We start from the raw sequence: 22,162 nt of genomic DNA, 5'->3' as shown, positions 1-22,162 counted from the left end.
GGGCCCTGGACTCACCGCTGTGTGGGTGACGTGCTCTACTCGTGATCAGGGATCTTCTGATCAGCCTGATCGAGGGGGAGCGACTGCTCCCATTTCCGGGTCGACGTCACAAGCAAAAGGGGAGGCCAGTGGCCTCCCCTTTTTTGACATTCTGGATTTAGACATTCTGCGCTTAGACATCCAATGCCTCATCCAACGCCTGGACATCCAGCACCGCATCAGGCGCTGGATAATGTCACAGGTTACTCTTCGCCGCCGGCTTCCTGCATTTGCTTGTGCAAATAGTTCTGCAGGCCGACCTTGTCGATCAGGCCAAGCTCGGTCTCGATGATATCGATGTGCTCTTCCTCGTCGTCGAGGATCTTCTGGAACAGATCACGGCTGACGTAGTCCCTGACCTGCTCGCAGTAGGTGATGGCTTCGATCAGATCATTGCGACCCGTGTGCTCTGCCGCCAGGTCGGCCTCGAGCATTTCGCGAGTATCTTCGCCGATGTGCAGCTTGCCCAGGTCCTGCAGGTTGGGAATCCCTTCGAGGAACAAAATGCGCTCGATCAGGGTATCAGCGTGGCGCATTTCCTCGATGGACTCGTCGTACTCCCACTTCGCCAGGCGCGCCAGGCCCCAGTCCTTGTACATCTTGGCATGGAGAAAGTACTGGTTGATGGCCACCAGCTCGTTGCCAAGCACGGTGTTCAAATGCTGAATGACCTTGGGATCGCCTTTCATGGGAAGCTCCTCATTGCTTGTCGGTGCTGACCGACCATGCGTTGCCAGTCGACTTGCTATCAATGAACGAGGCTCTGCTACCGCCCCGTTTGCGTATCGTTATTGGACTGCCATCCGCCGGGGGCATTGCCTCCCGCCTCAAGCATGACCAACACACTGGCACGACAAAAGTAGCCCTACCAGCTCCTGTTAAGAAGCAGTATAGGCTACGAATGAGAAAATTCAATCAAATCAATGACTTGATAAAAAGAACTACAACGATATTGATTGCCAATTCAGGCGAGAGAGGCCCTCGACAAGACTGCTGGCGGCCGCCGTAACCGTTTCAGGATCAACCGCTTATACCGCCGCTTACACCGCGTAGGCGAGCGATTCCAGCTCGACGCTCGTCGCTTCCTGGATGGCATCACGGGTGATTTGTTTGCCTACACAGGCACACTTGCCGCACTGGGTGCCACAACCAGTCTCGCGTTGCACCTGGCGCCAGCTGCGCGCACCGTCGTCGACGCTCTGACGAATCTGGCGGTCACTGACCCCTTTGCACAGGCATACGTACATTGCCATCTCTCCTGAATCACTATAGGCAATGTAAATGATTCCCATAGCGGTACGCAACCTTTTCGAGAGTTATTCGTATTCGCTTTCGCTAAAGATATGAATTTCCATGATTCCGCTCAACTTCTGACGCCGCCGTTCAGGCAAGACGTCAGCGTGCGAGGCCCATAACGGACGTAAAAAGAAGAAAGGCCAGACAGGAGAAAGCAGGTGAAGGACTCACCAGGAAGAGGATGGGCGTGCACAAGGCAGGCCTAGACCACGAACGCTGCGACGCCCGCGCGAGCCATCACGCGTCCATCAAGACCGTTTAGGCAGCACCACGACTTGGGTACCGGAGGCCAGGTCCGCCCAGCTGCGTCGCTCGCCGTCAAACACTACCCAGAGGTGCCCAAGCCCCAAAGGCAGAAAGGACACCGCCCCTACCGCAAATCGCACCATGGTCTGGCGCAAGCTGATAGGCGCCCCGTCAAGCGTCTGCACCCGCAAGCGCCACGCCTGCATGCCCAGAGTCATGCCTCCGCGGCGCCAGAAGAAAGCGAAGAAGGCAAACGCCGCGGCCACCAGCAGCAACCTGAGACTGAACACTTGCCACACACCAGCGCCGACCTCTGCCGGTGCCAGCCCCAGTACCTTGCGCACCACCAGCACGTGCAGTGTGGTAATGGCGATCCAGATGGCGAGCAGCAGAAAACCGTCGTAAAGCATGGCACCGAGGCGGCGCCCGAGCCCCGCCGGCCAGACATCATCAAGATCGGTAAAGCGTCGATTCATGGCAATTGCTCGACCACATCAGCGCACGCCGGCAGAGTGCCCGCGCGCATAGCCTAACCACAGACACCGGCCCAGCCGGTATCCCCCACGCATCAACCGGATCGTCTCAGCAGGTGCAGCCCCAGCAGGGCGCACACCAATGTAGGTGCAAGCACCGCCCAGGCAGGAGAGAAGCCGAACACGGTAGACGCAGGCGCCAGCAGGTCCTGCAGGTACTTGAACACCAGTCCGGTAATCACGCCGTAGAACACCCGTGTGCCAGCGGCTACTGTCCGCAATGGACCAAACACAAAGGACGCTGCCACCAGGACCAGCGACGCCATGGTCAAGGGCATCAGCATCTTCTGCCAGAAGTACAAAAGCGGCTGGGTAGCATCCAGGCCCTGGTCATCCAGGTAACTGGCATAAGCCCACAGCTCACTGGGCGCCTGGGTTTCCACATCCCGCAGCAGCCGCGAAAGCTGGGTCGGCGACAGACTGGTTTCCCAGCGCTGGTCCGGCACCTTGATGACCTCGGTGCGATCATCGCTGAAACGAGTGACTTCTACCTGTTGCAGCTGCCAGTGCTGCCCCTGCCAGACCGCTCGATGGGCCGTCGTCACCGACTCCAGGCGATGGCCATCAAACTCATAGCGAGTCAGATCCAGCACGGTATCGTCGGCGCGTATGGCACCAAATCGATAGAAATCGTCGCCTTCGCGCTGCCAGCCGCCACGCTCGGTGACCACGGCGCCCTCGCCTTGCATCTGCTGTACCTTCCAGGCGTGGGCAAACTGCTCCGTGCGTGGGCTGACGAACTCGGCCACCGTCAATACGATCACCACCACCAGAATGATGGGCTTCATGACGCCCCAGACGATCCGCGCCAACGAACGGCCCGCTGCGCGCATGACGGTCAGCTCGTTGTTGGAGGCCATGCTGCCAAGTCCGATCAACGCACCGATCAATACGCCTACCGGCGCATATTGGTAGAAGCGCCAGGGCAGCCTCAAACACAGAAACAGGAACACTTCGAAGGCACCATAGCCTCCCTCGATGTCTCCCAGATCGTCGATGTAGGTGATGATGAGGTCGAGACCCAGCAACACCACCTGTACCACCAGAATGGCACCCAGCACATTGCGGGCGATGTAGCCGTCCAGCCGATCGAGAATCATCCGCTCATTCCCTTGCGTTGGGCGTTGAATGCCAGGCCCAGGCCAAGCAACAGAAAGCCTGCGTGAATCGGCCACATGCCGATGATGGCCGGCAGCGTCCCACCACCGATGGCATCCATGGCGGCCAGCAGCATGCTGAGATAGGCCACATAGAGAAAGATCGCCGGCAACAGCTTGGCGAAGCGACCCTGACGAGGATTGACCCGCGACAGGGGTTGGGCAAGTAACGTCAGCACAAACACCATCAACGGCGCCCCCAGGCGCCACTGCAGCTGCGCCTTGGCTTCCGGGGTGGGGTCCGCGAGCAGCGCTGGGGTAGTGGCAAACTCGGCCGAGTCCGTTTCGACGGCCTCGACCGCCCGGGCCAGGCGGACGGCATAGGTGCCGAACTCCAGCCGCTCGGCATCGGCACGCCCTGCTTCCGCGCTGTAGCGCTCACCATCTTCCAGCACCAGATAGCGGCTACCGGTATCCGGGTCCACCGTCTGGTATCCCTGGGTCGCCCGGGTCACCACGCTTTCGGGAGACCCGTCGCTGCGTTTCTGGCGCTCGCTGATAAACACCTCCTGCATGCGCTCGCCGTCTGCAGAGACGTCGCTGGCATAGGCAATGCGGCCACTGCCGAACTCCTGGAAGCGTCCGGGCGCCAGCGCCGAGAAATCAAGCTTGCTGCGCTGCTCTTCCAGTACCAGCTCGTTGTGCAGCGCACCGGCCGGCGTCAACCACAGACTGAACATCCCCACCAGCACTGCCACCAGAGTGGCCGGGACCAGGCTGACCGTCAGCAGCCGATTGGGACTGGTGCCGCAGGCCACCAGTACCGTGATTTCGCTGTTCAAGTAGAGCTGGCCATAGGCCAACAGGATGCCCAGGAAAAATGCCAGTGGAAGAATCAGCTCAAGAAAGCCGGGCATGTGGTAGAGCATCAGAGAGCCAAGAATGCTCGCGGGTATCTCGCCCTCAGCCGCATTGGCAAAGTAACGGATGAAACGGCTACCCATGATGACCAGCAACAGCACGCCAGCCACTGCCGACATGGTCAGCAGGATTTCACGGGTAAGATAACGAAAAATGATCAATGCACACTCCTGGCCATGGGCATTCCCAGCTGTCTTCCTTGCTCCAGTGTAACCCCGGGGCGAGTCGCCTTGCCTGAGGCGTTGCCTGATCCCGCCAACGCTAACGGCGGCCATGCAATCCACAGGGTGCTTGGGTACACTGGGTGGACTCGGCATCGTGCCGGCATTATCCAGAATCCCCCTACGCTTGTCTTGTGGAGTCAGCATGGAATTCCCTGTAAAGACGGCCAATCCGGTCAAGATCGAGACTGCCTGCCTGGTTATCCCGGTGTTCAAGGACGGCCAGCTCACCCCTGCCGCAGCCAAGCTCGATGACGCCAGCGAGCGCCTGATTGGACAGCTGATCGAGCGCGGCGACTTCAACGCCAAGCTGGGCAACGTTCAGCTGGTGCCCTTCGCACCGGGTCTGTCTGCCGACCGCCTGCTGCTGGTCGGCTTCGGCGATCGCGCAAAGTGTCAGGAAGGTGCCTTCTGCAAGGCCGTCGATGCCGCCTTCGCGGCGCTGTCCCAGCTCACCATCGATGAAGTCTCGGTCGCTCTCACCGATGTGCCGGTCGATGACCGCGACGTCGACTGGAAGGCCCACAAGATTGCCGAAAGCGCACTCCGTGCCAGCTACCGCTTCACCGACTTCAAGAAGGACGCCGGTCCTGCCCCGAGCCTCAAGAGCGTGTCGATTCTGCTCAGCGAGGGCGATGACCGCTCCTCTGCCGAGGAAGGCGCTCGTCAAGGCGCCGCTGTCGGCACCGGCATCAACCTGGCGCGCCAACTCGGCAATCTGCCCGGCAATGTGTGTACGCCGCGCTATCTGGCCAGCGAGGCCGAGCGCCTGGCGGCAGAGTCCGCGGGTGCCCTGACCACCGAGATCCTCGATGAAGAGGCATTGGCAGCGCTTGGCGCTCACTCGCTGTTGTCGGTTGGCCATGGCAGCGATGAACCCTCGCGGTTGATCGTAATGCGCTACCAGGGTGCTGACGACGAGAACGAAGCCCCCCACGTCCTGGTCGGCAAGGGCATCACTTTCGACACTGGTGGTATCTCGTTGAAGCCTGGCGCGGGCATGGACGAGATGAAGTTCGACATGTGCGGTGCCGCCAGCGTGTTCGGCACCGTGGCCTCCGTGCTGGCCATCAAGCCCAGGATCAACCTGGTGGCCATCGTCGCAGCGGCAGAAAACATGCCCAGCGGACGCGCGACCAAGCCCGGCGATATCATCAAGACGCTGAAGGGCCTGTCGGTGGAGGTGCTCAACACCGACGCCGAAGGCCGCCTGGTCCTGTGCGACGCCCTGACCTATGCCGAGCGCTTTGAACCCGCCAGTGTCGTCGATATTGCCACCCTGACAGGCGCCGCCATCATCGCCCTGGGTCATCACGCCACCGGCCTGATGTCCAACGATGACGATCTGGCCCTGGACCTGCTCGATGCCGGCGAGACCGCCTGGGATCGCGCCTGGCACCTGCCGCTGTGGGACGAGTACCAGGAGCAGCTGGACTCCAACTTCGCCGACCTCGCCAACATTGGCGGGCGTCCGGCGGGGACCATCACCGCCGGCTGCTTCCTGTCACGCTTTGCCACCGACTTCCCCTGGGCACACCTAGATATCGCCGGCACCGCCTGGAACAGCGGCGCCGCCAAGGGTGCCACCGGTCGTCCGGTAGGCCTGTTGACCCGCTACCTGCTCGACCGCGAGTCAGAGGTCGTCGCCAGCGACGACTGAAACAGCGTCTGTCAGGCCAGGCGGTCTGCACTGACAGCCCAGCAGCGCCAGCCCCACGACAGTGATGCTGCCTTGTGACCATGACCAGGCTTCCCCGACAGGGGGAGCCTGTGTCATTCTGGCTCTATCGGCAGGAGCGCATTCTGCCCGCCCCATCCTGGTCGAGCCCCTGACTCGACCCCGATCCGCTGTCGCCGCTTGCCATTGCGGCGCGATACGATTCTGGAGAACGACCCGTGTCCATCCAAGGCTTCTCGCTCGAGCCCAACGCCAACGCTACCGATGCGAGCATCCGCAACACTATTCTCGAGAACCCGGGCTTCGGTCGTCACTTTACCGACCACATGGCTCACATCCGTTGGACCGAAGACGCCGGCTTCCACGGTCATCAGGTACGCCCTTACGGCCCGCTATCGCTGGATCCGGCGGCATCCGTGCTGCATTACGCCCAGGAAATCTTCGAGGGCATGAAGGCCTACCGCCATGCCGATGGCAGCGTCTGGACCTTCCGCCCCGAGAAAAATGCCGCACGCTTCCGTGCCAGCGCTCGTCGCCTGGCCTTGCCGGAACTCTCCGACGAGGACTTTATCGGAGCCATCAAGGCGCTGGTTGCCCAGGACGTCGAGTGGGTACCGACGCCGGCAAGCGAGGCTGAAGAGTCCAGCCTTTATCTGCGTCCCTTCATGATTGCCTCCGAGGCCTTCCTGGGTGTGCGTCCCTCCAAGGAAGTGGATTTCTACGTTATCGCTGCACCGGCCTCCGCCTACTTCAAGGGCGGCATCAAGCCGGTGTCCATCTGGCTGTCCTCCAACTACAACCGTGCGGCCCCCGGCGGCACCGGTTCTGCCAAGTGCGGCGGCAACTACGCGGCATCACTGCTGGCTCAAAAAGAAGCCTTCGACCACGGCTGCGACCAGGTTGCCTTCCTCGACGCCGTCGAGAACACCTGGGTCGAGGAACTCGGTGGCATGAACCTGTTCTTTGTCACCCGTGATGGGCGCCTGGTCACGCCCCGCCTGACGGGCACCATTCTCGAGGGCGTCACCCGAGACTCCATGCTGCAGCTGGCCCGTGACGAAGGCCTGACCCCGGAAGAGCGTCCCATCAGCATTGATGAATGGCGCGACGGCGTCGCGTCCGGCGAAATCACCGAGGTGTTCGCCTGCGGTACCGCGGCGGTGATCACGTCCATTGGTCGACTGGTCAGTGAAGACGGCGTCATCGAGCACTCAGGCAGCAATGAAGTGGCCAGTCGTCTGCGCAAACGCCTGCTGGACATCCAGTATGGTCGCGTCGAGGACACCCACGGCTGGTTGACGCGACTGGTCTAGTACCCGCCGTTCCCCCAACCGCCTCAAGCCACTTCAGACAACAGGCCGCCTGCGGGCGGCCTTTGCCGAGTTTTCAGGTCAGATTGCATGACCAAGATCGACTTCTACATCCTTCCCGACACCACGCTGGAGGCGCGTATCGCCTTCGCCTGCCGGCTGACCGAAACCATCGCACGCAAGGGCTACCGTCTTTACCTTTACGCCGAGGACGAAGCCATGGCCCGCGAGCTGGATGAACGTCTGTGGGACTTCCGCCCAGACGCCTTCGTCCCGCACGTCCTTGAAGGCAGCGACGACGCCAGCATCGAAGCGGCCAAGCGTGTGGCAGTGACCATCGGCTGGGAAGGCCCGCCGGCAAGCCTGGACCCGCCTCCCCAGGCCATGCTCAACCTGTCGCCGGAGATTCCCGAGTGGTTCTCCCGCTTCGAGCGGGTGGCAGAAATCATCAACCAGCATCAGGACGTGCTGACGGCCAAGCGCGAGTGCTGGAAGACCTACAAGCAGCGCGGTTATCCCGTCACCCCGCACCAGCTCAAGGGCCAGGGATAAGTACCGTCTTATTCGCCAGCCGATACCCTGACGCCCTGCTTCAGTTCAGGGTATAATCGACGCCATTTTTCGCAGGCCTCGCTCTCGCCAGCGCTCCGTCAGGACGCATCACGCACGCTCTTGTCAGGCGCGCTGACTCGAGCCGAAGGCCAGCCATCGAACGTCCCGCCCACCCTCGCCATGGCAAGGCCATGATGTCGTCAGGGCGCCGCCAGCAAGAGCATTCCATGGAAAAGACCTACCAACCCGAAAGCATCGAAACCCGCTGGTACCAACGCTGGGAAGAAGACGGCCGTTTTACCCCGTCGGGCGAGGGTGACCCCTTCGCCATCATGATTCCGCCGCCCAACGTGACCGGCAGCCTGCACATGGGCCACGCTTTCCAGGACACCATCATGGATACCCTGATCCGCTGGCGGCGGATGCAGGGCCGCAACACCCTGTGGCAGGTGGGTACCGACCATGCAGGCATCGCCACGCAGATGCTGGTAGAGCGCAAGATCGCCGCAGAGGAAGGCAAGACCCGCCATGACCTGGGCCGCGACGCCTTCATCGACAAGGTGTGGGAGTGGAAACACGAATCCGGCGGGCATATCACTCGTCAGCTCCGCCGCATGGGCGCCAGCCTCGACTGGAGCCGCGAGCGCTTCACCATGGACGACGGCTTCTACAAGGCCGTACAGGAAGTCTTCGTGCGCCTCTACGAAGAGGACCTGGTCTACCGTGGCAAGCGCCTGGTCAACTGGGACCCGACCCTGAACACCGCGATCTCGGACCTTGAGGTAGAGAACCGCGACCAGCAGGGCCAGTTCTGGCACTTCCGTTACCCTCTGGCCGATGGCGTCACCACCGATGCGGGCCTTGACCACCTGGTGGTCGCCACCACTCGTCCCGAGACGCTGCTCGGCGATAGCGCCGTCGCCGTCAATCCAAAGGATGAGCGCTACGCCTCGCTGGTCGGCAAGTTTGTCGAACTGCCGCTGGTCGGTCGCCGCATTCCCATCGTCGCCGATGAACATGCCGACATGGACAAGGGCTCTGGCTGCGTCAAGATCACCCCGGCCCACGACTTCAATGACTATGAGGTCGGCAAGCGTGCTGGCCTGCCGCTGATCAACGTCTTCTCCAAGACCGCCCATATTCTCGAGTCTGCCGAAGCCTTTGATATTCAGGGCCGCCCCCTTGGCGATATCGACACCGCGCTGCCCGCGGCCTACGCCGGACTCGACCGCTTCGCCGCACGCAAGGCGGTGGTGGCCGACATGGACGCCCAGGGCCTGCTGGAGAAGACCGAAACCGTCAACAATACCCTGCCCTACGGCGATCGTTCCGGTGACGTGATCGAACCGCTGTTGACCGATCAATGGTTCGTGGCGGTGGAGACCCTGGCCAAGCCCGCCATCGAGGCGGTCGAGAACGGCGACATCCAGTTCGTGCCCAAGAACTACGAGAACATGTACTTCTCGTGGATGCGCGACCTGCAGGACTGGTGCATTTCACGCCAGCTGTGGTGGGGCCACCGCATTCCCGCCTGGTACGACGACGAAGGCAACGTCTATGTAGCGCGCACCGAGGCCGAGGCCCGCGACAAGCATGGCATCGCAAGCGACGTCGCCCTGACCCAGGACGAGGACGTGCTCGACACCTGGTTCAGCTCCGGCTTGTGGACCTTCGGCACCCTCGGCTGGCCCGAACAGACCGACGAGCTCAAGACCTTCCATCCCAGCAGCGTGCTGGTGACCGGCTTCGACATCATCTTCTTCTGGGTCGCGCGGATGATCATGCTGACCCTCAAGTTCACTGACGAAGTGCCGTTCAAGACGGTCTATGTCCATGGTCTGGTGCGTGATGGCCAGGGCCAGAAGATGTCCAAGTCCAAGGGCAATGTGCTCGACCCGATCGACCTGATCGACGGCATCGATCTGGAAGCGCTGGTGGAAAAGCGCACCGGCAACATGATGCAACCGCAGAAGGCCAAGGCCATCGCCAAGGCGACCCGCTCGGAATTCCCCGATGGCATTGAAGCCCATGGCACCGATGCCTTGCGCTACACCTTCCTGTCCCAGGCCACCACCGGTCGTGATATCAAGTTCGACATGGGGCGTCTGGACGGTTATCGCAACTTCTGCAACAAGTTGTGGAACGCCTCACGCTACGTGTTGATGAATACCGAAGGCGAAGACTGTGGCCGCCATGGGGAAGACGTCGAACTGTCCCTGGCCGACCGCTGGATCGAGGCCCGCCTGACCCAGACCATCACCCAGGTGACCCGGGCGATGGAAGAGTTTCGCTTTGACCATGCGTCGCAGGCGCTCTACGACTTCGTCTGGAACGAGTACTGCGACTGGTACGTCGAGCTCTCCAAGCCGGTGCTGTGGGACGAAAGTGCCAGCGAAGCCGCCAAGCGTGGCACTCGCCGCACCCTGGTGCGGGTGCTGGAGTCCATCCTGCGTCTGGCGCATCCCATGATGCCGTACATCTCCGAGGAGATCTGGCAGCGCGTGGCGCCGTTGGCCGGCACTCTCGAGGGCGACAACGATTCGCTGATGGCCAAGGCCTGGCCGCTGGCCGACGACGCCCTGATCGACCAGGACGCCATTCGCGATATCGAATGGCTGAAGGGCGTGATCGTGGCGGTACGTAACATTCGCGCCGAGATGAACATCGCCCCAGGCAAACCGCTTGATGCGGTACTGACCAAGGGCAGCGAGGCCGATCGTACACGCTTGTCCGACAACCGTCTGTTCCTGTCGAAGCTGGCCAAGCTCGCGTCCATCGAATGGCTGGAGGACGCAAGCCAAGCCCCGCTGTCCGCCACTCAGCTGGTGGGTGAGATGGAAGTGCTGGTGCCGATGGCTGACCTGATCGACAAGGACGCCGAACTGGCACGTCTGGGCAAAGAGATCGACAAACAGGACAAGCTGATCATGGGCGTCGAGAAGAAACTCGCCAACGAAGGCTTCGTGGCCAAGGCGCCGGCGGCGGTCATCGACAAGGAGCGCGGCAAACTCGAGGAGTATCAGGCCGCTCGTCGTGTGCTGGTCGAGCAGCGCGAGAAAATCGCCGCGCTTTAATAAGCGCCCGCCCAAGCGCCGTAAGCAACACCCGCCCATCGGCCTGACATCGACCCCGCCCCTCGCACTGGCGGGGTCGATGTGTTGGGGCCAGCGCTCAGCCGGCAGCCTGACTGGCCAGCGAGCGTCGTGCCAACTCCACGGCCGACGCCACCGCCGTCCTGGCCTGGGGGCTGTTCTTCCAACAGGTACTGCCAAGCATCGACGCCACCTGTTCAACGATGTCTGGCATCTCGTACTCGGCCAACGCCTCGAAAGAGTCGATGCCGATCTCCTCGAAACGCTGCACGACGCTCGGTCCTACCCCGCGTAGCTCAAGCAGCGCCGCCCGTTCCTGGTCAGTGAATGCCATGCTGTCTCTCCGTGTGTTGTCGGCTTCCCCGTCGACACCATCAGCATAGTCGTTGCGCACTAGTGGCCGGCTGCCACATGCCACTGACGCACAGGCGCGGCGTCTTGCCCCCTCATGCATCAGCTGGCGTCGCGGAACCCACCCAGCACCAGCGAGTTGGGGCCAAAGAACACCAGGCGGTCATGGTCGATCAGATAGCGGTAGGCGTTGTCGAGCATATCGCGAACCTGCTGGGCCCCCTGGGGGTTGGCACAGGCCATGCGGGTAGCCGTCAGCTCGCTGAAGTCGATCCGCTGACTGTCGCCAAAGCGCACGCTACCGGTAAATCGATTGCAGCCGTCACTGCCGCTGACGCTGCCGTCACGGGCGACTTCAAAATAGGGCTTGTTGGGCATGCTGAGCCGATCACTGGTACCGACCAGCAGCAAGTTCCAGCGCTTGCCGACCACCGGGCTGGATACGCTGCCTGGTGCTGCGGTGCCGCCGCCGTCGACAGTGGACGAAGGCTGACTGGAACAGGCTCCCAGGGCCAGGGCGCAAACGCTGAGAGCGGTGATACGACGAAGTCGTGGCAGAACCATTCGTAGCAGAACCATGCTATCTTCCTTGCAGCTTTATCATCAGGATGCCGCCTAATATGCCAGAAAACCGCGCCATCTCGCCCGGTTTTGTCCAAATCTCTTGGGCACTGCGCTATCGGCACGGTGTTCTGTCATGGCCACTCAAGCCCATCGTGAAAAGGACCTCACCATGCTCAAAGCCCTCGACAACGACGACCTGGGAAAGCTGATCCTGCGCCTGGCGCTGGGCATCATGATCCTGCTCCACGGCATCAACAAACTGATCAATCCCGGCAGCCTTTCCTGGATCGGCGACACTCTGGCCTCCCATGGATTACCGACGGTGCTGGCCTACGGCGTTCTGCTGGGCGAGGTCGTCGCTCCGTTGATGGCGATTCTGGGCTGGAACACCCGCATCGCGGGCCTTTTGATCGCAGGCAACATGGTCGTGGCCATCTACCTGGCTCATATGGGCGAATTGTTCAGTCTGGCCAGCAGCGGCGGCTGGGCCCTGGAGCTGCAGGGCATGTTCCTGTTTGGCGCCTTGGCCATGATGTTCCTCGGTAGCGGCCGCACCGCGCTCAAGCCCGACTGAGCGCTACAGCGCCTTCTCGCTGTCAAGCAACGCCACATCCTCGCCATCCCGCGTTCCCCGACACCGCCCACCTCCCAGGCGGTGTCCTGTTGCCGTCGCCCGTCCAGCACCAGCACGTCCGGGCCGAGTTCAACTAACGTCGAACGTCTCCTTGATGAGTGTCATCTAGCCCTTGGCTTAACTGTGCGTAAATAAGCAGGACACGTTCAGGTTTGCTCTCTCGCGAGAGAAGACGTTTTGCCCTAGCCGACACACGGAGCCCATCATGCTCGCGTTCAAGCCCATCCCCGCCCTGGTCGCCATTGCCCTGGGCCTGGCGATCTGGTTTGCCGTCCCTATTCCAGACGGCGTCACCCCCGAAGCCTGGCACCTGCTGGCGATCTTTGTCGCCACCATCGCTGCCATCATTGGCAAGACCATGCGCATCGGCGCCCTGGCCATCATCGCCATCACCCTGGTGGCTCTGACCGGCGTCACCAATCCGGACAACTCCAAGGCCGCGGTAGCGGATGCCCTGTCGGGGTTTTCCAACCCGCTGATCTGGCTGATCGGCCTGGCCATCATGATCTCGCGGGGGCTGGCCAAGACAGGGCTTGGCAACCGCATTGGCTACGCTTTTATCGCCGCCTTCGGCAAGCGCACCCTAGGCATCGGCTACGCTCTTTCCCTGGCCGAGCTGACCATCGCGCCGATTACCCCCAGCAACACGGCACGGGGCGGGGGCATCATGCACCCGATCATGCGTTCCATTGCTGACAGCTTCGGCTCGTCACCTGACGCCGGTACCAGCAAGAAGATCGGTGAGTATCTGGCGCTGGTGAACTATCACGCCAACCCGATCACCTCGGCCATGTTCATCACCGCCACTGCCCCCAACCCCTTGATCGTCGACCTGATCGCCAAGGCCACGGGCTCCGCCCTCTCGATCACCTGGACCCAATGGGCACTGGCGGCACTCCTTCCAGGCCTGGTCGCCATCGCCCTGATGCCAGCGGTGCTCTACGTACTGTATCCCCCGGAGCTCAAGCGTACTCCCGACGCTACCTCCTTCGCCCGCAAGCAGCTGGATGACATGGGCGCCCTGACTCGCGCCGAGAAAATCATGATTGGTGTGTTCGGTCTGCTGCTGACGCTTTGGGCAGGCATCCCGGCCATGCTGTTTGGCCCCGAGTTTAAGGTCAACTCGACCACCGTGGCGCTGCTCGGTCTGTCTATCCTGCTGGTAACGGACGTGCTGACCTGGGATGACATCCTTGGCGAAAAATCCGCCTGGGACACCATCGTGTGGTTCGCCGCTCTGGTCATGATGGCAAGCTTTCTGGGCAAGCTGGGACTGATTGGATGGTTCTCTGGCGTCATCGAAGAAGGTATCGGTAGCCTCCAGATGGGCTGGTTCGGCATGGCGCTGGCGCTGACCGCTGTGTACTTCTATGCCCACTACTTCTTTGCCAGTACCACCGCCCATATCACCGCCATGTACGCCGCCTTCCTGGCTGCCGGCATGGCGCTCGGCATCCCTACCCTTTACATCGCCCTGCTGCTGGCCGGCGCATCATCCTTGATGATGTCGCTGACCCACTACGCCACCGGCACCGCGCCGATCATCTTCGGCTCAGGCTATGTGGAACTCGGCACCTGGTGGAAGGCCGGCTTCATCATGAGCATCGTCAACCTCACCATCTGGGTCGGGGTCGGCAGCCTGTGGTGGAAGGTGCTCGGCTACTGGTAAGCCCATCTTGCGATCCGTCACCCCAGCTCGAGACGCCACCGCCTTGCGGTGGCGTTGTCGTCTGGCCTGTCGGTTGGCTTGCCTGACGTCCCTTCCCGGCGCAGAATCGACAGCGACAGGATGTCGTTTCTGTATCGTCTGGAGGTTGGCCATGGATTTCCTCTCCCCCGCGCTATGGTGGCTGCTCGCAGGGCTCGCGGCCCTGATCCTCGAGCTGCTCAGTGGCTCCTACGTATTGCTTGCCTTGGCGGCGGCATTGATCGTGGGATCCCTGGTCGCCTGGTCGGGTGGCGACATCATCATGCAGCTGATCGCCTTTGCGGTGGCCTGCGGTGTGCTCGTTCCCCTGGCTATCTGGCGCCTGCGCAAGCGTCGCTACGGCCCCCACCCAACGTTTGGCGTGGCCGGTGGCGACACTCGCCAGGGTGAGCGCTTCGTGCTGGTCAGCCGGGATTTTGACGACGCTCCTTGCATCAAGCTGGACGGAGACCTGTTTCGTGCCTGTTTGGCACAAACCGATGCCGAGGCCCCTGCCCTGCGTCCGGGTGACGAGGTCATCCTGTTACGGTTTGAAGGTACTCAGGCCATCGTGCGCCCAGCCGGAGAAGGCTCCTGAGAGATCCGCTTGCCGTGACTCCTGTTCACGCATCCGGTCAGCGCTGTCGTCTCCTTCTATCGCATGCCCTGGCGCCAGCTCTAGCGCTTAACTATACGCTTCCCTATCCATTTCCCTATCCGCTTCCCTATCCGCTTCCCTATCCCGTGCAACCAACGAGCACGGATTCCCACGGCGGCACATCGCCGCTCCCGACGGGCAGCCAGGCCGGCTTGACGGATGATGCCCTTGCTACCAAGGAGGTGTTTGCATGTTGTTGAATGTCGTTAGCCCAGGCCTGTTGCTGGCCATCGTGGTGGTCGTCATTGCTCTGATCATGCTGATCAAGGGACTGGTGATCGTGCAGGAGTCCGAAGTGATCGTGATCGAACGCCTCGGGGCTTACAACCGCACGTTGCAGAAAGGGGTGAATTTCATCATTCCCTTCTTCGACAAGCCCAGGCCCATGAAGATGGTGCGCTACATTCGTCAGGGCCAGGAATTCACCCCGGTACTGAGTCAGGAAACCCGCATCGATCTGCGCGAATCGGTCATGGACTTTCCGTCCCAGCCGGTGGTGACAACCGATAACGTGACGGTACGTATCGATGGCGCCATCTACTTCCAGATCATCGATCCCGCCAATGCGGTCTACAAGATCGAGAACATGAGTCAGGCGGTCGAGGTGCTGGCCAAGACCACCTTGCGTTCCGTGGTAGGCCAGATGGAGCTGGACAAGATCTTCGAGTCCCGTGCCGAGGTCAACGCCAAGATCAAGGAACAGATGGAAGAACCGGCCTCCAAGTGGGGGGTGGCGATCAACCGTATAGAGGTGCAGGACATCGAGATGCCAGCGGAAGTGAAGGAGGCCATGCATCTGCAGATGTCAGCCGAGCGTCGCCGCCGGGCCACCGTGACCGAGGCCGAAGGCGACAAGGCAGCGGCGATTGCCAAGGCTCAGGGCCAGAAGGAATCCGCCATCCTCAATGCCCAGGGCGACAAGGAGTCCGCCATTCTTCGTGCCCAGGGGGAAAGTCGCTCGATCGAGCTGGTACTGAATGCCATGGGCGAGGGCGAAAAAAGCTCCAAGGCCGTCATCGGCTATCTGCTGGGTCAGTCTTACATCGCCATGCTGCCAGAGATGGCCAAGCAGGGTGAGCGGGTCTTCGTTCCCTACGAAAGCTCGGCCCTGCTAGGCGCCATGGGGGCCTTCCGTGACCTCAACGCCACCGACGAGGCACTGGGCGACATCGCGCGCCGGGCAGCATCTGCCGGCGGACTGACCGGCGCGGCCAGCGCCCAAGGCTGATGCCTTTCCCTCGCTGACAGCCCTTGCCGACAGCCCTTGCCGACAGCCCTTGCCGACAGCAACCGCTGAACAACGCCAACCCTACCGCCACGCGGCAGGGTTGGCGGCAGGGTTGGCGGCAAGGATGAGCGCTGCGCAGACAGCAGGGTCTGTCCATGGGAAGCACGCCCGAAAACAGACGGCAGCGCAGTTGGCACGCCCTGCCGCCACGCTTTGCCCCTACCAGCTCCCCGTGTTCTCCATGGATGCCCACGGCTCCTGGGGCGCAAGGGCATCGCCTTTTTGCAGCAGTTCCACCGAAATACCATCGGGGCTTCGCACAAAGGCCATATGACCGTCACGGGGAGGACGGTTGATGGTCACACCGTTGTCCTGGAGCTTCTGGCAAAGCCCATAGATATCATCGACACGGTAGGCCAGGTGGCCAAAATTCCGTCCGCCCTGATACTCCTCCGGATCCCAGTTCCAGGTCAGCTCAAGCTCAGGTGCCTGCAGCTCGCTGGAGCGCGACTCATCTTCTGGCGCCGCCAGAAAGACCAGGGTAAAGCGCCCCTTGTCGTTCTCCTTGCGCCGAACCTCTTTGAGGCCCAGCAGGTCGCAGTAGAAATGCAGCGACGCGTCGAGGTCGCTGACACGCACCATGGTGTGTAGAAATTGCATGGCCTGTATCTCCAAGTCAGGGGCTCTTCCTCCCGGCAGCGCAGACACCACTGCCGTTACGGATAGCGGGCCACTACCTTGGCGCGATCCTCCCCCGCTGTAAAGCTCAGCACGGCATAGTCATCCACCCGTCCGGTTTCCATGCCAGGGGATCCATGGGGCATACCGGGAACCGCCAACCCATCGATGTCAGGCGACGCTTGCTGAAGCCAAGCGAGCTGTTCGGCAGGTACGTGCCCTTCGAACAGGTACCGTTTGCCGGCGTCCGTGGTCAGCACAGCGGTATGGCAGGATGCCAGTGCCCAGGGAACGCCAAGCTCGCGTTTCACGGCCCCCATGTCGGCTTCTTCGAGCACCGACACCTCAAACCCCGCCGCTCTGACATGGTCGGCCCAGGCGCTACAGCAGCCGCAGTGGGGATCCTTGTGCATATCGATTCCAGCCGCCATGACCAGCGGACTGACAACGCCGAGCAACGCCGCGCCCAAGGCGCGCAAAGAGTGAGCCATCGCGTATGATCTCCTGAACAACGTAACGTCTGTGAGTCGACACAGCATCGCAGAAGGGCGTCAGAAGGGAAATGCCAGAACTCAGCCATGAGGCACAGGCCCACCACACCTCCATCAAGACGATGCCGGCCAGAACGACAGGAGAAGACGGCATATACCGAGCCCCTTTACATCGCCTCCTTTAAGGCGAACTCTTTTACGGTGGCCGCTTACCGAGGAATCCAGCGAATGAGTGAGTACTGCAACGTGGCACCGGGGCACCCCCTGCATGGGCCCTACCACGATACGGAATACGGGTTCCCCATCACCAGCGAGGCCGACTTGTTCGAACGACTAATGCTGGAGATCAACCAGGCTGGGCTCTCCTGGCTGACGGTACTGAAGAAACGCGACGCCTTCCGCCATGCCTTCGACCACTTCGAGGTTGACCGGGTGGCCGCCTATGGCGATGAGGAGCGGGCGCGACTGCTCAATGATGCGGGCATCATCCGACATCGGCAGAAGATCGACGCGGTGATTCACAACGCCCAGGTGATCCAGCAACTACGCGCGTCTCACGGCGGTTTCGAGGCCTGGCTGAATGCCCATCACCCTCTTCCCCACGCACAGTGGGTCAAACTCTTCAGGCGACACTTCCGCTTTACCGGCCCCGAGATCGTCAAGGAATTTCTGATGAGTACCGGCTATCTCCCTGGGGCCCATCATGATCAGTGCCCGGTGCAGCAGCAGGTCTTGGCCGCCTCCCCGGCATGGACGCAAACCGCCCCCGACACCAACCCGCCCGGCTAAGCGGCGCCAGGAAGAGATAGTGGATTCACTGACACAAGCGGCACTGGGCGCAGCCCTCGGCGGCGCGACACTAGGACGTCAACTCGGGCGAAAATCGCTGTTGGCCGGTGCCGTGGTCGGCAGCCTGCCGGACCTGGATGTGCTGATCGACTATGGCGACGCGGTCGCCAACGTCACCTATCATCGCGGCTTCAGCCACTCGCTGTTTGTGCTTACCGCTGTGTCACTGGCGCTCGCTTTTGCCGCCACGCGGCTTGGCAAGCGATGGGCGGTCACCGCGACGATACCCGCGTTGCGCTGGTGGCTGTTCTTCTGGCTCTGTCTCGTCACCCACCCCTTGCTGGATTCGCTGACGACCTATGGCACCCAGCTATGGTGGCCGCTTGAGGTGGTGTCACCCAGCGCCACGCCGCTAGTGTTCATCATTGATCCCGTGTACACCCTGGTACTGCTGGGTGCGCTAGGCGTGGCCCTGTGGCCGAGCACCACGCGCTCTGCACTCCAGCGTGCCGCCAGCGCGGGGCTGATCATCTCGAGCCTGTATCTGCTGGCTGCGATGGGCGCCAAGAGCTGGGTGGAGCTGCGAGCACAAGCCGCGCTGGAGCGAATCGACATGGCCTCGGCGCAGGTGCTGGTCCAGCCGGCACCGTTCTCGACCCTGCTATGGCGAGTAACGGCCATCAAAGGTGATCGTCATGCCGAGATGCTGATCGGCCTGCTGGATGGTGACACCCAGCCTCAGGTAGAGCTGTTCCAGCGCGGTGCAGCCCTGGAGAAAGCCGCCACATCTCTGGCCAGCGGCCAACGCCTGGAATGGTTTGCCGGGCCCTTTCTCCGCTACGAGAGGCTGACCACCGAGGGTGACACCCTGCTGATCGCCACTGACTTGCGTCTAGGCTTTCCCGGATTTCACCCTTTTCGCTTTGCGCTCGCCCGATGGCAGGGGGATCGCTGGGTCGCCCTGTCGCCCAGCCGGCAGTTGCCGATGTCTGCTCAGCAGCGTCCTCTCGGGCGTTTACTGGCACGCATCATCTCGCCACAGCCCAGACTTTGTATGGGTGACTACGTGGCACCACGTTGGCACCTGGCGACCGATACGGGTGTCTGTGCGGTCCATCACTCAGGGCAATGACGCAACAATGCCGCGACGAAAGCATCCGTCGCGGCATGGCCTCTAGCCTGGGGGAATGGCTGGAGGGGTGTAGCTAGAGGGATGTTGCCAGGCAGCCTGGCGGGTTATTGCCAGCCGGCCTGGCATCGGCCGGCGTTACAGCGCCTCGACCAGCGTCGCGATCTCTGCGTGGGCCTGGGTGAGCGCGGCTTCCTTGATCTCATCGCCCATGTTCAGGCCCTCGGCATAGACCGCCTCGAACTCGCTGATGCCGATCAGCCCCAACAGGTGACGAATATGCGGCGTCTGGGTGTCCAGCTCACTGCCTGCATACTGCCCGCCACGGGCTCCTAGCAGTATCGCACGCTTGCCTTCGATCAAGCCCACCGGACCATTTTCCGTGTACTTGAAGCTCTTGCCGGCGCGCAAGATGCGGTCAAACCAGGCCTTCAGCTGGGACGGCATGCCCAGGTTGTACATTGGCACCGCAAGCACCACCACGTCATGGGCCAGCAGTTCGTCGAGCCGCTCGTCGGAGCGCAATGCCAGCTCACGCTGCTGCTCGCTGCGCTCCTCTGGTGCCACCTGCCAACTGGACAGCTCTGGCAGGGTCAAGTGCGGCAGATCGTCGGCAACGACATCGCGGTGTGTCAGCTGAATGTCGCTGCGCTGACGCACCTGGCGCTCAAACTGTCGGGCCAGGTCGTTGGACTGACCATGCTCACCCAGAATCGAAGACGTCACTAGCAATACGCGGGTCATGGCAAACTCCCTAAGAAGAGGTATCTGCCGATCAGTTTACCGCCTAAAAAGTTGACGAAAAGCGAAAAAAATACGGGCCTATCTTTCTATAAAAACGAAAGAAAACGCCTGCTACATCACGACAGGAGCGCCCTGTCGGGCGCTCCTGACATCGTCCTCGACGCCGGGTAACGACTGGTTCAGGGCGCGATGCCCTGGCCACATCCCTGCAACTGCTGGCCATTGACCGTCAGCGTCACCTGAGCAGGCCAGGGCGTGCCGGCCATGTCGTCGAAACAGGCACCGGACTCAATCCGCAGCTCGAAGGGCGCGTCCGCACGCCCACTCTGCAAGATTACTCGGCCCGCCTCATTATCCAGCGTGGTGACCCGATACGGCAGGCTCGCCTCACGCTCGCCGTAGTCCAGCGACATGTCGATGCGCGGCACGTCGTTGGCCAAGGAAAGATGCCACCCGGGCTCATTGCCACGGGCATAGAACATGACACCCGGTTTATCCGTGCGCCGAAGCGAATCGCGCCGGGCAGTCGCCTCACACTGCAGCCGTCCACGGCCGCTCTTGATCACCGCACGATCACCGATCACGTGGGCACTGAGCTCGCCCTGCTGATAGCGCTCGCCCTGGTCCACTACCGCCTGGGGCAGCTGCTCGGCGCCATGGGTCGTCCAGAGCCGCAGGGAGTCTCCCTGAGTGGCGGTGACCACATCCTGGCGTGGTGTGCAGTGCCAGCCCACAAAGGTGGTGCCGTCGCCAACGAAGTACGCCGATGGCAATAGCGGTGCCTGCTGCTCGACAGGAGCGTCAGTGAAGGATCCGCGCCTCTCCACCGCGGGAGCCTGATCCGATCCGGCGTCCTGACCTGACTGGGAGGCACATCCCGCCAGGCCGGCCAGCGCGGCGGTTAAAAGAGTCGAAGCGATAACGGATCGGCGCATGGAAAGCTCCTTCGATAACAGCGGCAAAACGGTCCTTTGACGCCACACGATACCACCGCCTGGCCCATCGTGACCCATTTTCCCCGGACAATCCCTCCCGATTCAGCACGCTATGTAAGCAAGGTGTTGTCACCCAAGCCCTCGCCACGGTCTGTGATCGACGCAGGCAGAGAGCTATCCACGTTCCGCCGCTAAGCGTCAGTCCTGAATGCCCCGTCAAGACCCCGAACCGCGCCTTTTATCACGCCATCAGAATGAACCAGACTCATGCTCTATCTCACGGAACATGAGCGATTCCACAGATTTGGACTAGCCCCGCAAGGGTGAGTCAAACTAAACTTCTTAATCTTTATTATGAACAAAGCTCACGATAATGCTTGAACTCCGTCATCTGCGTACATTGATCGCCCTGCGCGACGCTGGTTCTCTGGTGGAAGCCGCCGAGCGAGTGCACCTGACACAATCGGCCCTTTCTCATCAGCTCAAGGACCTGGAGGAGCGACTGGGGAGTCCGCTGTTCCTGCGCAAGACGCGACCGGTCGAGTTCACCCGCGCGGGGCTTCGTCTGCTCGGGCTGGCTGAGCAGATTCTGCCCCAGGTGCGCATGGCGGAGCGGGACCTGGCGAGACTGGCCGGCAACGAGCACGGCCGCCTGCACATGGCCATCGAGTGCCACAGCTGCTTCCAGTGGCTGATGCCCACCGTGGACCATTTCCGCGACCATTGGCCCGAGGTCGAGATCGACATCCCCGGGGGACATCATTTCGATCCCTTGCCCGCGCTGGCCCGGGAACAGCTCGACCTGGTCATCACCGCCGACCCCCAACCTCTCCCGGGGGTGCACTACGAGCCGCTGTTCCGCTACGAAGGCCTGCTGGCCGTCGCTCGTCAGCACGCCCTGGCAGGCAACAGCCACGTCACCCCGGCAGATCTCGCCGACCAGGTGCTGATCACCTATCCGGTAGAGCGCTCGCGCCTGGATATCTTCACGCAGTTCCTTGACCCAGCGGGAGTCACGCCGCGTGAGGTACGCACCGCCGAGCTGACCATCATGATGATGCAGCTGGTCGCCAGCGGCCGTGGGGTCTGCTCACTGCCTAACTGGGCCATGACAGAGTATCTGGAGCGGGACTATGTGAAGGCCGTGACGCTGGGCGAGACCGGCGTCTGGAGCACGCTCTTTGCGGCAATTCGTGAAGACACCAGGGAGGCCCCCTGGATGGTGGACTTTCTGCGCACGGCTCGTGAAACCTCGTTCGCGGTGCTCGAAGGTATCAAGCCTGCCTGAC

The 22,162-nt window shown here is 61.9% G+C and carries 22 protein-coding genes; 11 read left to right on the top strand and 11 right to left on the bottom strand.

All coding sequences use genetic code 11. The annotated features are described in order from the left end of the window. Positions 1-242 precede the first annotated feature (242 nt). The 5 genes from bfr to lptF form a co-directional block, all read right to left on the bottom strand. On the bottom strand, positions 243-728 hold the full coding sequence (gene bfr / locus KUW18_RS07160; protein ID WP_206941638.1) for a bacterioferritin: 486 nt from the start codon (positions 726-728) through the stop codon (positions 243-245). A gap of 351 nt (positions 729-1,079) precedes the next feature. After that, a complete protein-coding gene (locus tag KUW18_RS07155) occupies positions 1,080-1,286 on the bottom strand; it encodes a bacterioferritin-associated ferredoxin (RefSeq protein WP_206941640.1) in 207 nt (68 codons plus the stop codon). A gap of 297 nt (positions 1,287-1,583) precedes the next feature. After that, positions 1,584-2,057, bottom strand: coding sequence for an RDD family protein (locus tag KUW18_RS07150; RefSeq protein ID WP_206941642.1), 474 nt, complete (start codon positions 2,055-2,057; stop codon positions 1,584-1,586). Positions 2,058-2,149: 92 nt separating this feature from the next. Then, positions 2,150-3,214: an LPS export ABC transporter permease LptG gene (lptG, locus tag KUW18_RS07145; RefSeq protein ID WP_222561091.1), complete on the bottom strand. Its 1,065-nt coding sequence runs from the start codon at positions 3,212-3,214 to the stop codon at positions 2,150-2,152. Beyond that, positions 3,211-4,293, bottom strand: a complete 1,083-nt coding sequence (gene lptF, locus KUW18_RS07140; protein WP_206941647.1) for an LPS export ABC transporter permease LptF — start codon at positions 4,291-4,293, stop codon at positions 3,211-3,213. Before lptF ends, lptG begins: the two co-directional genes overlap by 4 nt. Before the next feature lie 205 nt (positions 4,294-4,498). Here lptF and KUW18_RS07135 point away from each other — a divergent pair, with 205 nt between their 5' ends. The 4 genes from KUW18_RS07135 to KUW18_RS07120 all read left to right on the top strand — a co-directional run bounded on the left by KUW18_RS07135 (position 4,499) and on the right by KUW18_RS07120 (position 10,967). Beyond that, positions 4,499-6,013 carry a leucyl aminopeptidase gene (locus KUW18_RS07135; protein WP_222561090.1) on the top strand — a complete coding sequence of 505 codons (1,515 nt, stop codon included), beginning with the start codon at positions 4,499-4,501 and terminating at the stop codon, positions 6,011-6,013. Positions 6,014-6,249: 236 nt separating this feature from the next. Continuing rightward, the gene (locus KUW18_RS07130; RefSeq protein ID WP_206941651.1) at positions 6,250-7,344 is read left to right on the top strand and encodes a branched-chain amino acid aminotransferase; all 1,095 of its coding nucleotides are present in this window, start codon (positions 6,250-6,252) and stop codon (positions 7,342-7,344) included. A gap of 87 nt (positions 7,345-7,431) precedes the next feature. After that, on the top strand, positions 7,432-7,893 hold the full coding sequence (locus tag KUW18_RS07125) for a DNA polymerase III subunit chi (RefSeq protein ID WP_206941653.1): 462 nt from the start codon (positions 7,432-7,434) through the stop codon (positions 7,891-7,893). A 227-nt stretch (positions 7,894-8,120) separates the two neighbouring features. After that, positions 8,121-10,967, top strand: a complete 2,847-nt coding sequence (locus KUW18_RS07120; RefSeq protein WP_206941662.1) for a valine--tRNA ligase — start codon at positions 8,121-8,123, stop codon at positions 10,965-10,967. Between the two features lie 97 nt (positions 10,968-11,064). Here KUW18_RS07120 and KUW18_RS07115 read toward each other — a convergent pair whose 3' ends face one another. Further along, positions 11,065-11,319 (bottom strand): helix-hairpin-helix domain-containing protein, encoded by a 255-nt coding sequence (locus KUW18_RS07115; RefSeq protein WP_206941664.1) that lies wholly within the window; start codon positions 11,317-11,319, stop codon positions 11,065-11,067. Between the two features lie 119 nt (positions 11,320-11,438). Then, positions 11,439-11,915: an META domain-containing protein gene (locus KUW18_RS07110; protein WP_224851964.1), complete on the bottom strand. Its 477-nt coding sequence runs from the start codon at positions 11,913-11,915 to the stop codon at positions 11,439-11,441. Positions 11,916-12,069: 154 nt separating this feature from the next. Between KUW18_RS07110 and KUW18_RS07105 the strand changes: the two genes are divergently transcribed. From KUW18_RS07105 to KUW18_RS07090, 4 genes are all read left to right on the top strand, one after another. Then, on the top strand, positions 12,070-12,474 hold the full coding sequence (locus KUW18_RS07105) for a DoxX family protein (RefSeq protein WP_206941666.1): 405 nt from the start codon (positions 12,070-12,072) through the stop codon (positions 12,472-12,474). 265 nt (positions 12,475-12,739) lie between these two features. Further along, positions 12,740-14,203 (top strand): DASS family sodium-coupled anion symporter, encoded by a 1,464-nt coding sequence (locus tag KUW18_RS07100; RefSeq protein ID WP_222561089.1) that lies wholly within the window; start codon positions 12,740-12,742, stop codon positions 14,201-14,203. Between the two features lie 151 nt (positions 14,204-14,354). Next, on the top strand, positions 14,355-14,819 hold the full coding sequence (locus KUW18_RS07095; protein WP_222561088.1) for an NfeD family protein: 465 nt from the start codon (positions 14,355-14,357) through the stop codon (positions 14,817-14,819). A gap of 250 nt (positions 14,820-15,069) precedes the next feature. Continuing rightward, a complete protein-coding gene (locus tag KUW18_RS07090; protein WP_409995824.1) occupies positions 15,070-16,107 on the top strand; it encodes an SPFH domain-containing protein in 1,038 nt (345 codons plus the stop codon). Between the two features lie 219 nt (positions 16,108-16,326). Here the strand turns inward: KUW18_RS07090 and KUW18_RS07085 are convergent, their stop codons facing one another. Both KUW18_RS07085 and KUW18_RS07080 read right to left on the bottom strand, forming a co-directional pair. Next, a complete protein-coding gene (locus KUW18_RS07085) occupies positions 16,327-16,767 on the bottom strand; it encodes a VOC family protein (protein ID WP_206941671.1) in 441 nt (146 codons plus the stop codon). Between the two features lie 56 nt (positions 16,768-16,823). After that, complete coding sequence (locus KUW18_RS07080) at positions 16,824-17,276, bottom strand: DUF411 domain-containing protein (RefSeq protein ID WP_222561087.1); 453 nt, start codon at positions 17,274-17,276, stop codon at positions 16,824-16,826. A 228-nt stretch (positions 17,277-17,504) separates the two neighbouring features. On the opposite strand from KUW18_RS07080, the gene KUW18_RS07075 reads away from it, so the two are divergent. Beyond that, positions 17,505-18,065 (top strand): DNA-3-methyladenine glycosylase I, encoded by a 561-nt coding sequence (locus tag KUW18_RS07075; protein WP_222561086.1) that lies wholly within the window; start codon positions 17,505-17,507, stop codon positions 18,063-18,065. A gap of 19 nt (positions 18,066-18,084) precedes the next feature. Next, positions 18,085-19,197 carry a metal-dependent hydrolase gene (locus KUW18_RS07070; RefSeq protein ID WP_222561085.1) on the top strand — a complete coding sequence of 371 codons (1,113 nt, stop codon included), beginning with the start codon at positions 18,085-18,087 and terminating at the stop codon, positions 19,195-19,197. 135 nt (positions 19,198-19,332) lie between these two features. Here KUW18_RS07070 and KUW18_RS07065 read toward each other — a convergent pair whose 3' ends face one another. Both KUW18_RS07065 and KUW18_RS07060 read right to left on the bottom strand, forming a co-directional pair. After that, on the bottom strand, positions 19,333-19,938 hold the full coding sequence (locus tag KUW18_RS07065) for an FMN-dependent NADH-azoreductase (protein ID WP_206941675.1): 606 nt from the start codon (positions 19,936-19,938) through the stop codon (positions 19,333-19,335). 179 nt (positions 19,939-20,117) lie between these two features. Continuing rightward, the gene (locus KUW18_RS07060; RefSeq protein WP_222484459.1) at positions 20,118-20,873 is read right to left on the bottom strand and encodes a C-type lysozyme, inhibitor; all 756 of its coding nucleotides are present in this window, start codon (positions 20,871-20,873) and stop codon (positions 20,118-20,120) included. A gap of 373 nt (positions 20,874-21,246) precedes the next feature. Here KUW18_RS07060 and KUW18_RS07055 point away from each other — a divergent pair, with 373 nt between their 5' ends. Continuing rightward, positions 21,247-22,161, top strand: coding sequence for a LysR family transcriptional regulator (locus KUW18_RS07055; RefSeq protein WP_206941678.1), 915 nt, complete (start codon positions 21,247-21,249; stop codon positions 22,159-22,161). Position 22,162: the final 1 nt, after the last annotated feature.

The sequence above is a fragment of the Halomonas sp. DP5Y7-2 genome, assembly GCF_019802025.1.
Classification (GTDB): domain Bacteria; phylum Pseudomonadota; class Gammaproteobacteria; order Pseudomonadales; family Halomonadaceae; genus Halomonas; species Halomonas litopenaei_A.
The sequence above is the reverse complement of the archived record's forward strand: the minus strand, read 5'-3'. Positions and strand labels throughout refer to the sequence as shown.

What these genes read in the sequence shown, in the direction of transcription:
- bfr (WP_206941638.1), bottom strand. Translation starts at nt 728, where the DNA reads ATGAAAGGCGATCCCAAGGTCATTCAGCATTTGAACACCGTGCTTGGC.
- KUW18_RS07155 (WP_206941640.1), bottom strand. Translation starts at nt 1,286, where the DNA reads ATGTACGTATGCCTGTGCAAAGGGGTCAGTGACCGCCAGATTCGTCAG.
- KUW18_RS07150 (WP_206941642.1), bottom strand. Translation starts at nt 2,057, where the DNA reads ATGAATCGACGCTTTACCGATCTTGATGATGTCTGGCCGGCGGGGCTC.
- lptG (WP_222561091.1), bottom strand. Translation starts at nt 3,214, where the DNA reads ATGATTCTCGATCGGCTGGACGGCTACATCGCCCGCAATGTGCTGGGT.
- KUW18_RS07135 (WP_222561090.1), top strand. Translation starts at nt 4,499, where the DNA reads ATGGAATTCCCTGTAAAGACGGCCAATCCGGTCAAGATCGAGACTGCC.
- KUW18_RS07125 (WP_206941653.1), top strand. Translation starts at nt 7,432, where the DNA reads ATGACCAAGATCGACTTCTACATCCTTCCCGACACCACGCTGGAGGCG.
- KUW18_RS07120 (WP_206941662.1), top strand. Translation starts at nt 8,121, where the DNA reads ATGGAAAAGACCTACCAACCCGAAAGCATCGAAACCCGCTGGTACCAA.
- KUW18_RS07115 (WP_206941664.1), bottom strand. Translation starts at nt 11,319, where the DNA reads ATGGCATTCACTGACCAGGAACGGGCGGCGCTGCTTGAGCTACGCGGG.
- KUW18_RS07110 (WP_224851964.1), bottom strand. Translation starts at nt 11,915, where the DNA reads ATGGTTCTGCTACGAATGGTTCTGCCACGACTTCGTCGTATCACCGCT.
- KUW18_RS07105 (WP_206941666.1), top strand. Translation starts at nt 12,070, where the DNA reads ATGCTCAAAGCCCTCGACAACGACGACCTGGGAAAGCTGATCCTGCGC.
- KUW18_RS07100 (WP_222561089.1), top strand. Translation starts at nt 12,740, where the DNA reads ATGCTCGCGTTCAAGCCCATCCCCGCCCTGGTCGCCATTGCCCTGGGC.
- KUW18_RS07095 (WP_222561088.1), top strand. Translation starts at nt 14,355, where the DNA reads ATGGATTTCCTCTCCCCCGCGCTATGGTGGCTGCTCGCAGGGCTCGCG.
- KUW18_RS07090 (WP_409995824.1), top strand. Translation starts at nt 15,070, where the DNA reads ATGTTGTTGAATGTCGTTAGCCCAGGCCTGTTGCTGGCCATCGTGGTG.
- KUW18_RS07085 (WP_206941671.1), bottom strand. Translation starts at nt 16,767, where the DNA reads ATGCAATTTCTACACACCATGGTGCGTGTCAGCGACCTCGACGCGTCG.
- KUW18_RS07080 (WP_222561087.1), bottom strand. Translation starts at nt 17,276, where the DNA reads ATGGCTCACTCTTTGCGCGCCTTGGGCGCGGCGTTGCTCGGCGTTGTC.
- KUW18_RS07075 (WP_222561086.1), top strand. Translation starts at nt 17,505, where the DNA reads ATGAGTGAGTACTGCAACGTGGCACCGGGGCACCCCCTGCATGGGCCC.
- KUW18_RS07065 (WP_206941675.1), bottom strand. Translation starts at nt 19,938, where the DNA reads ATGACCCGCGTATTGCTAGTGACGTCTTCGATTCTGGGTGAGCATGGT.
- KUW18_RS07060 (WP_222484459.1), bottom strand. Translation starts at nt 20,873, where the DNA reads ATGCGCCGATCCGTTATCGCTTCGACTCTTTTAACCGCCGCGCTGGCC.
- KUW18_RS07055 (WP_206941678.1), top strand. Translation starts at nt 21,247, where the DNA reads ATGCTTGAACTCCGTCATCTGCGTACATTGATCGCCCTGCGCGACGCT.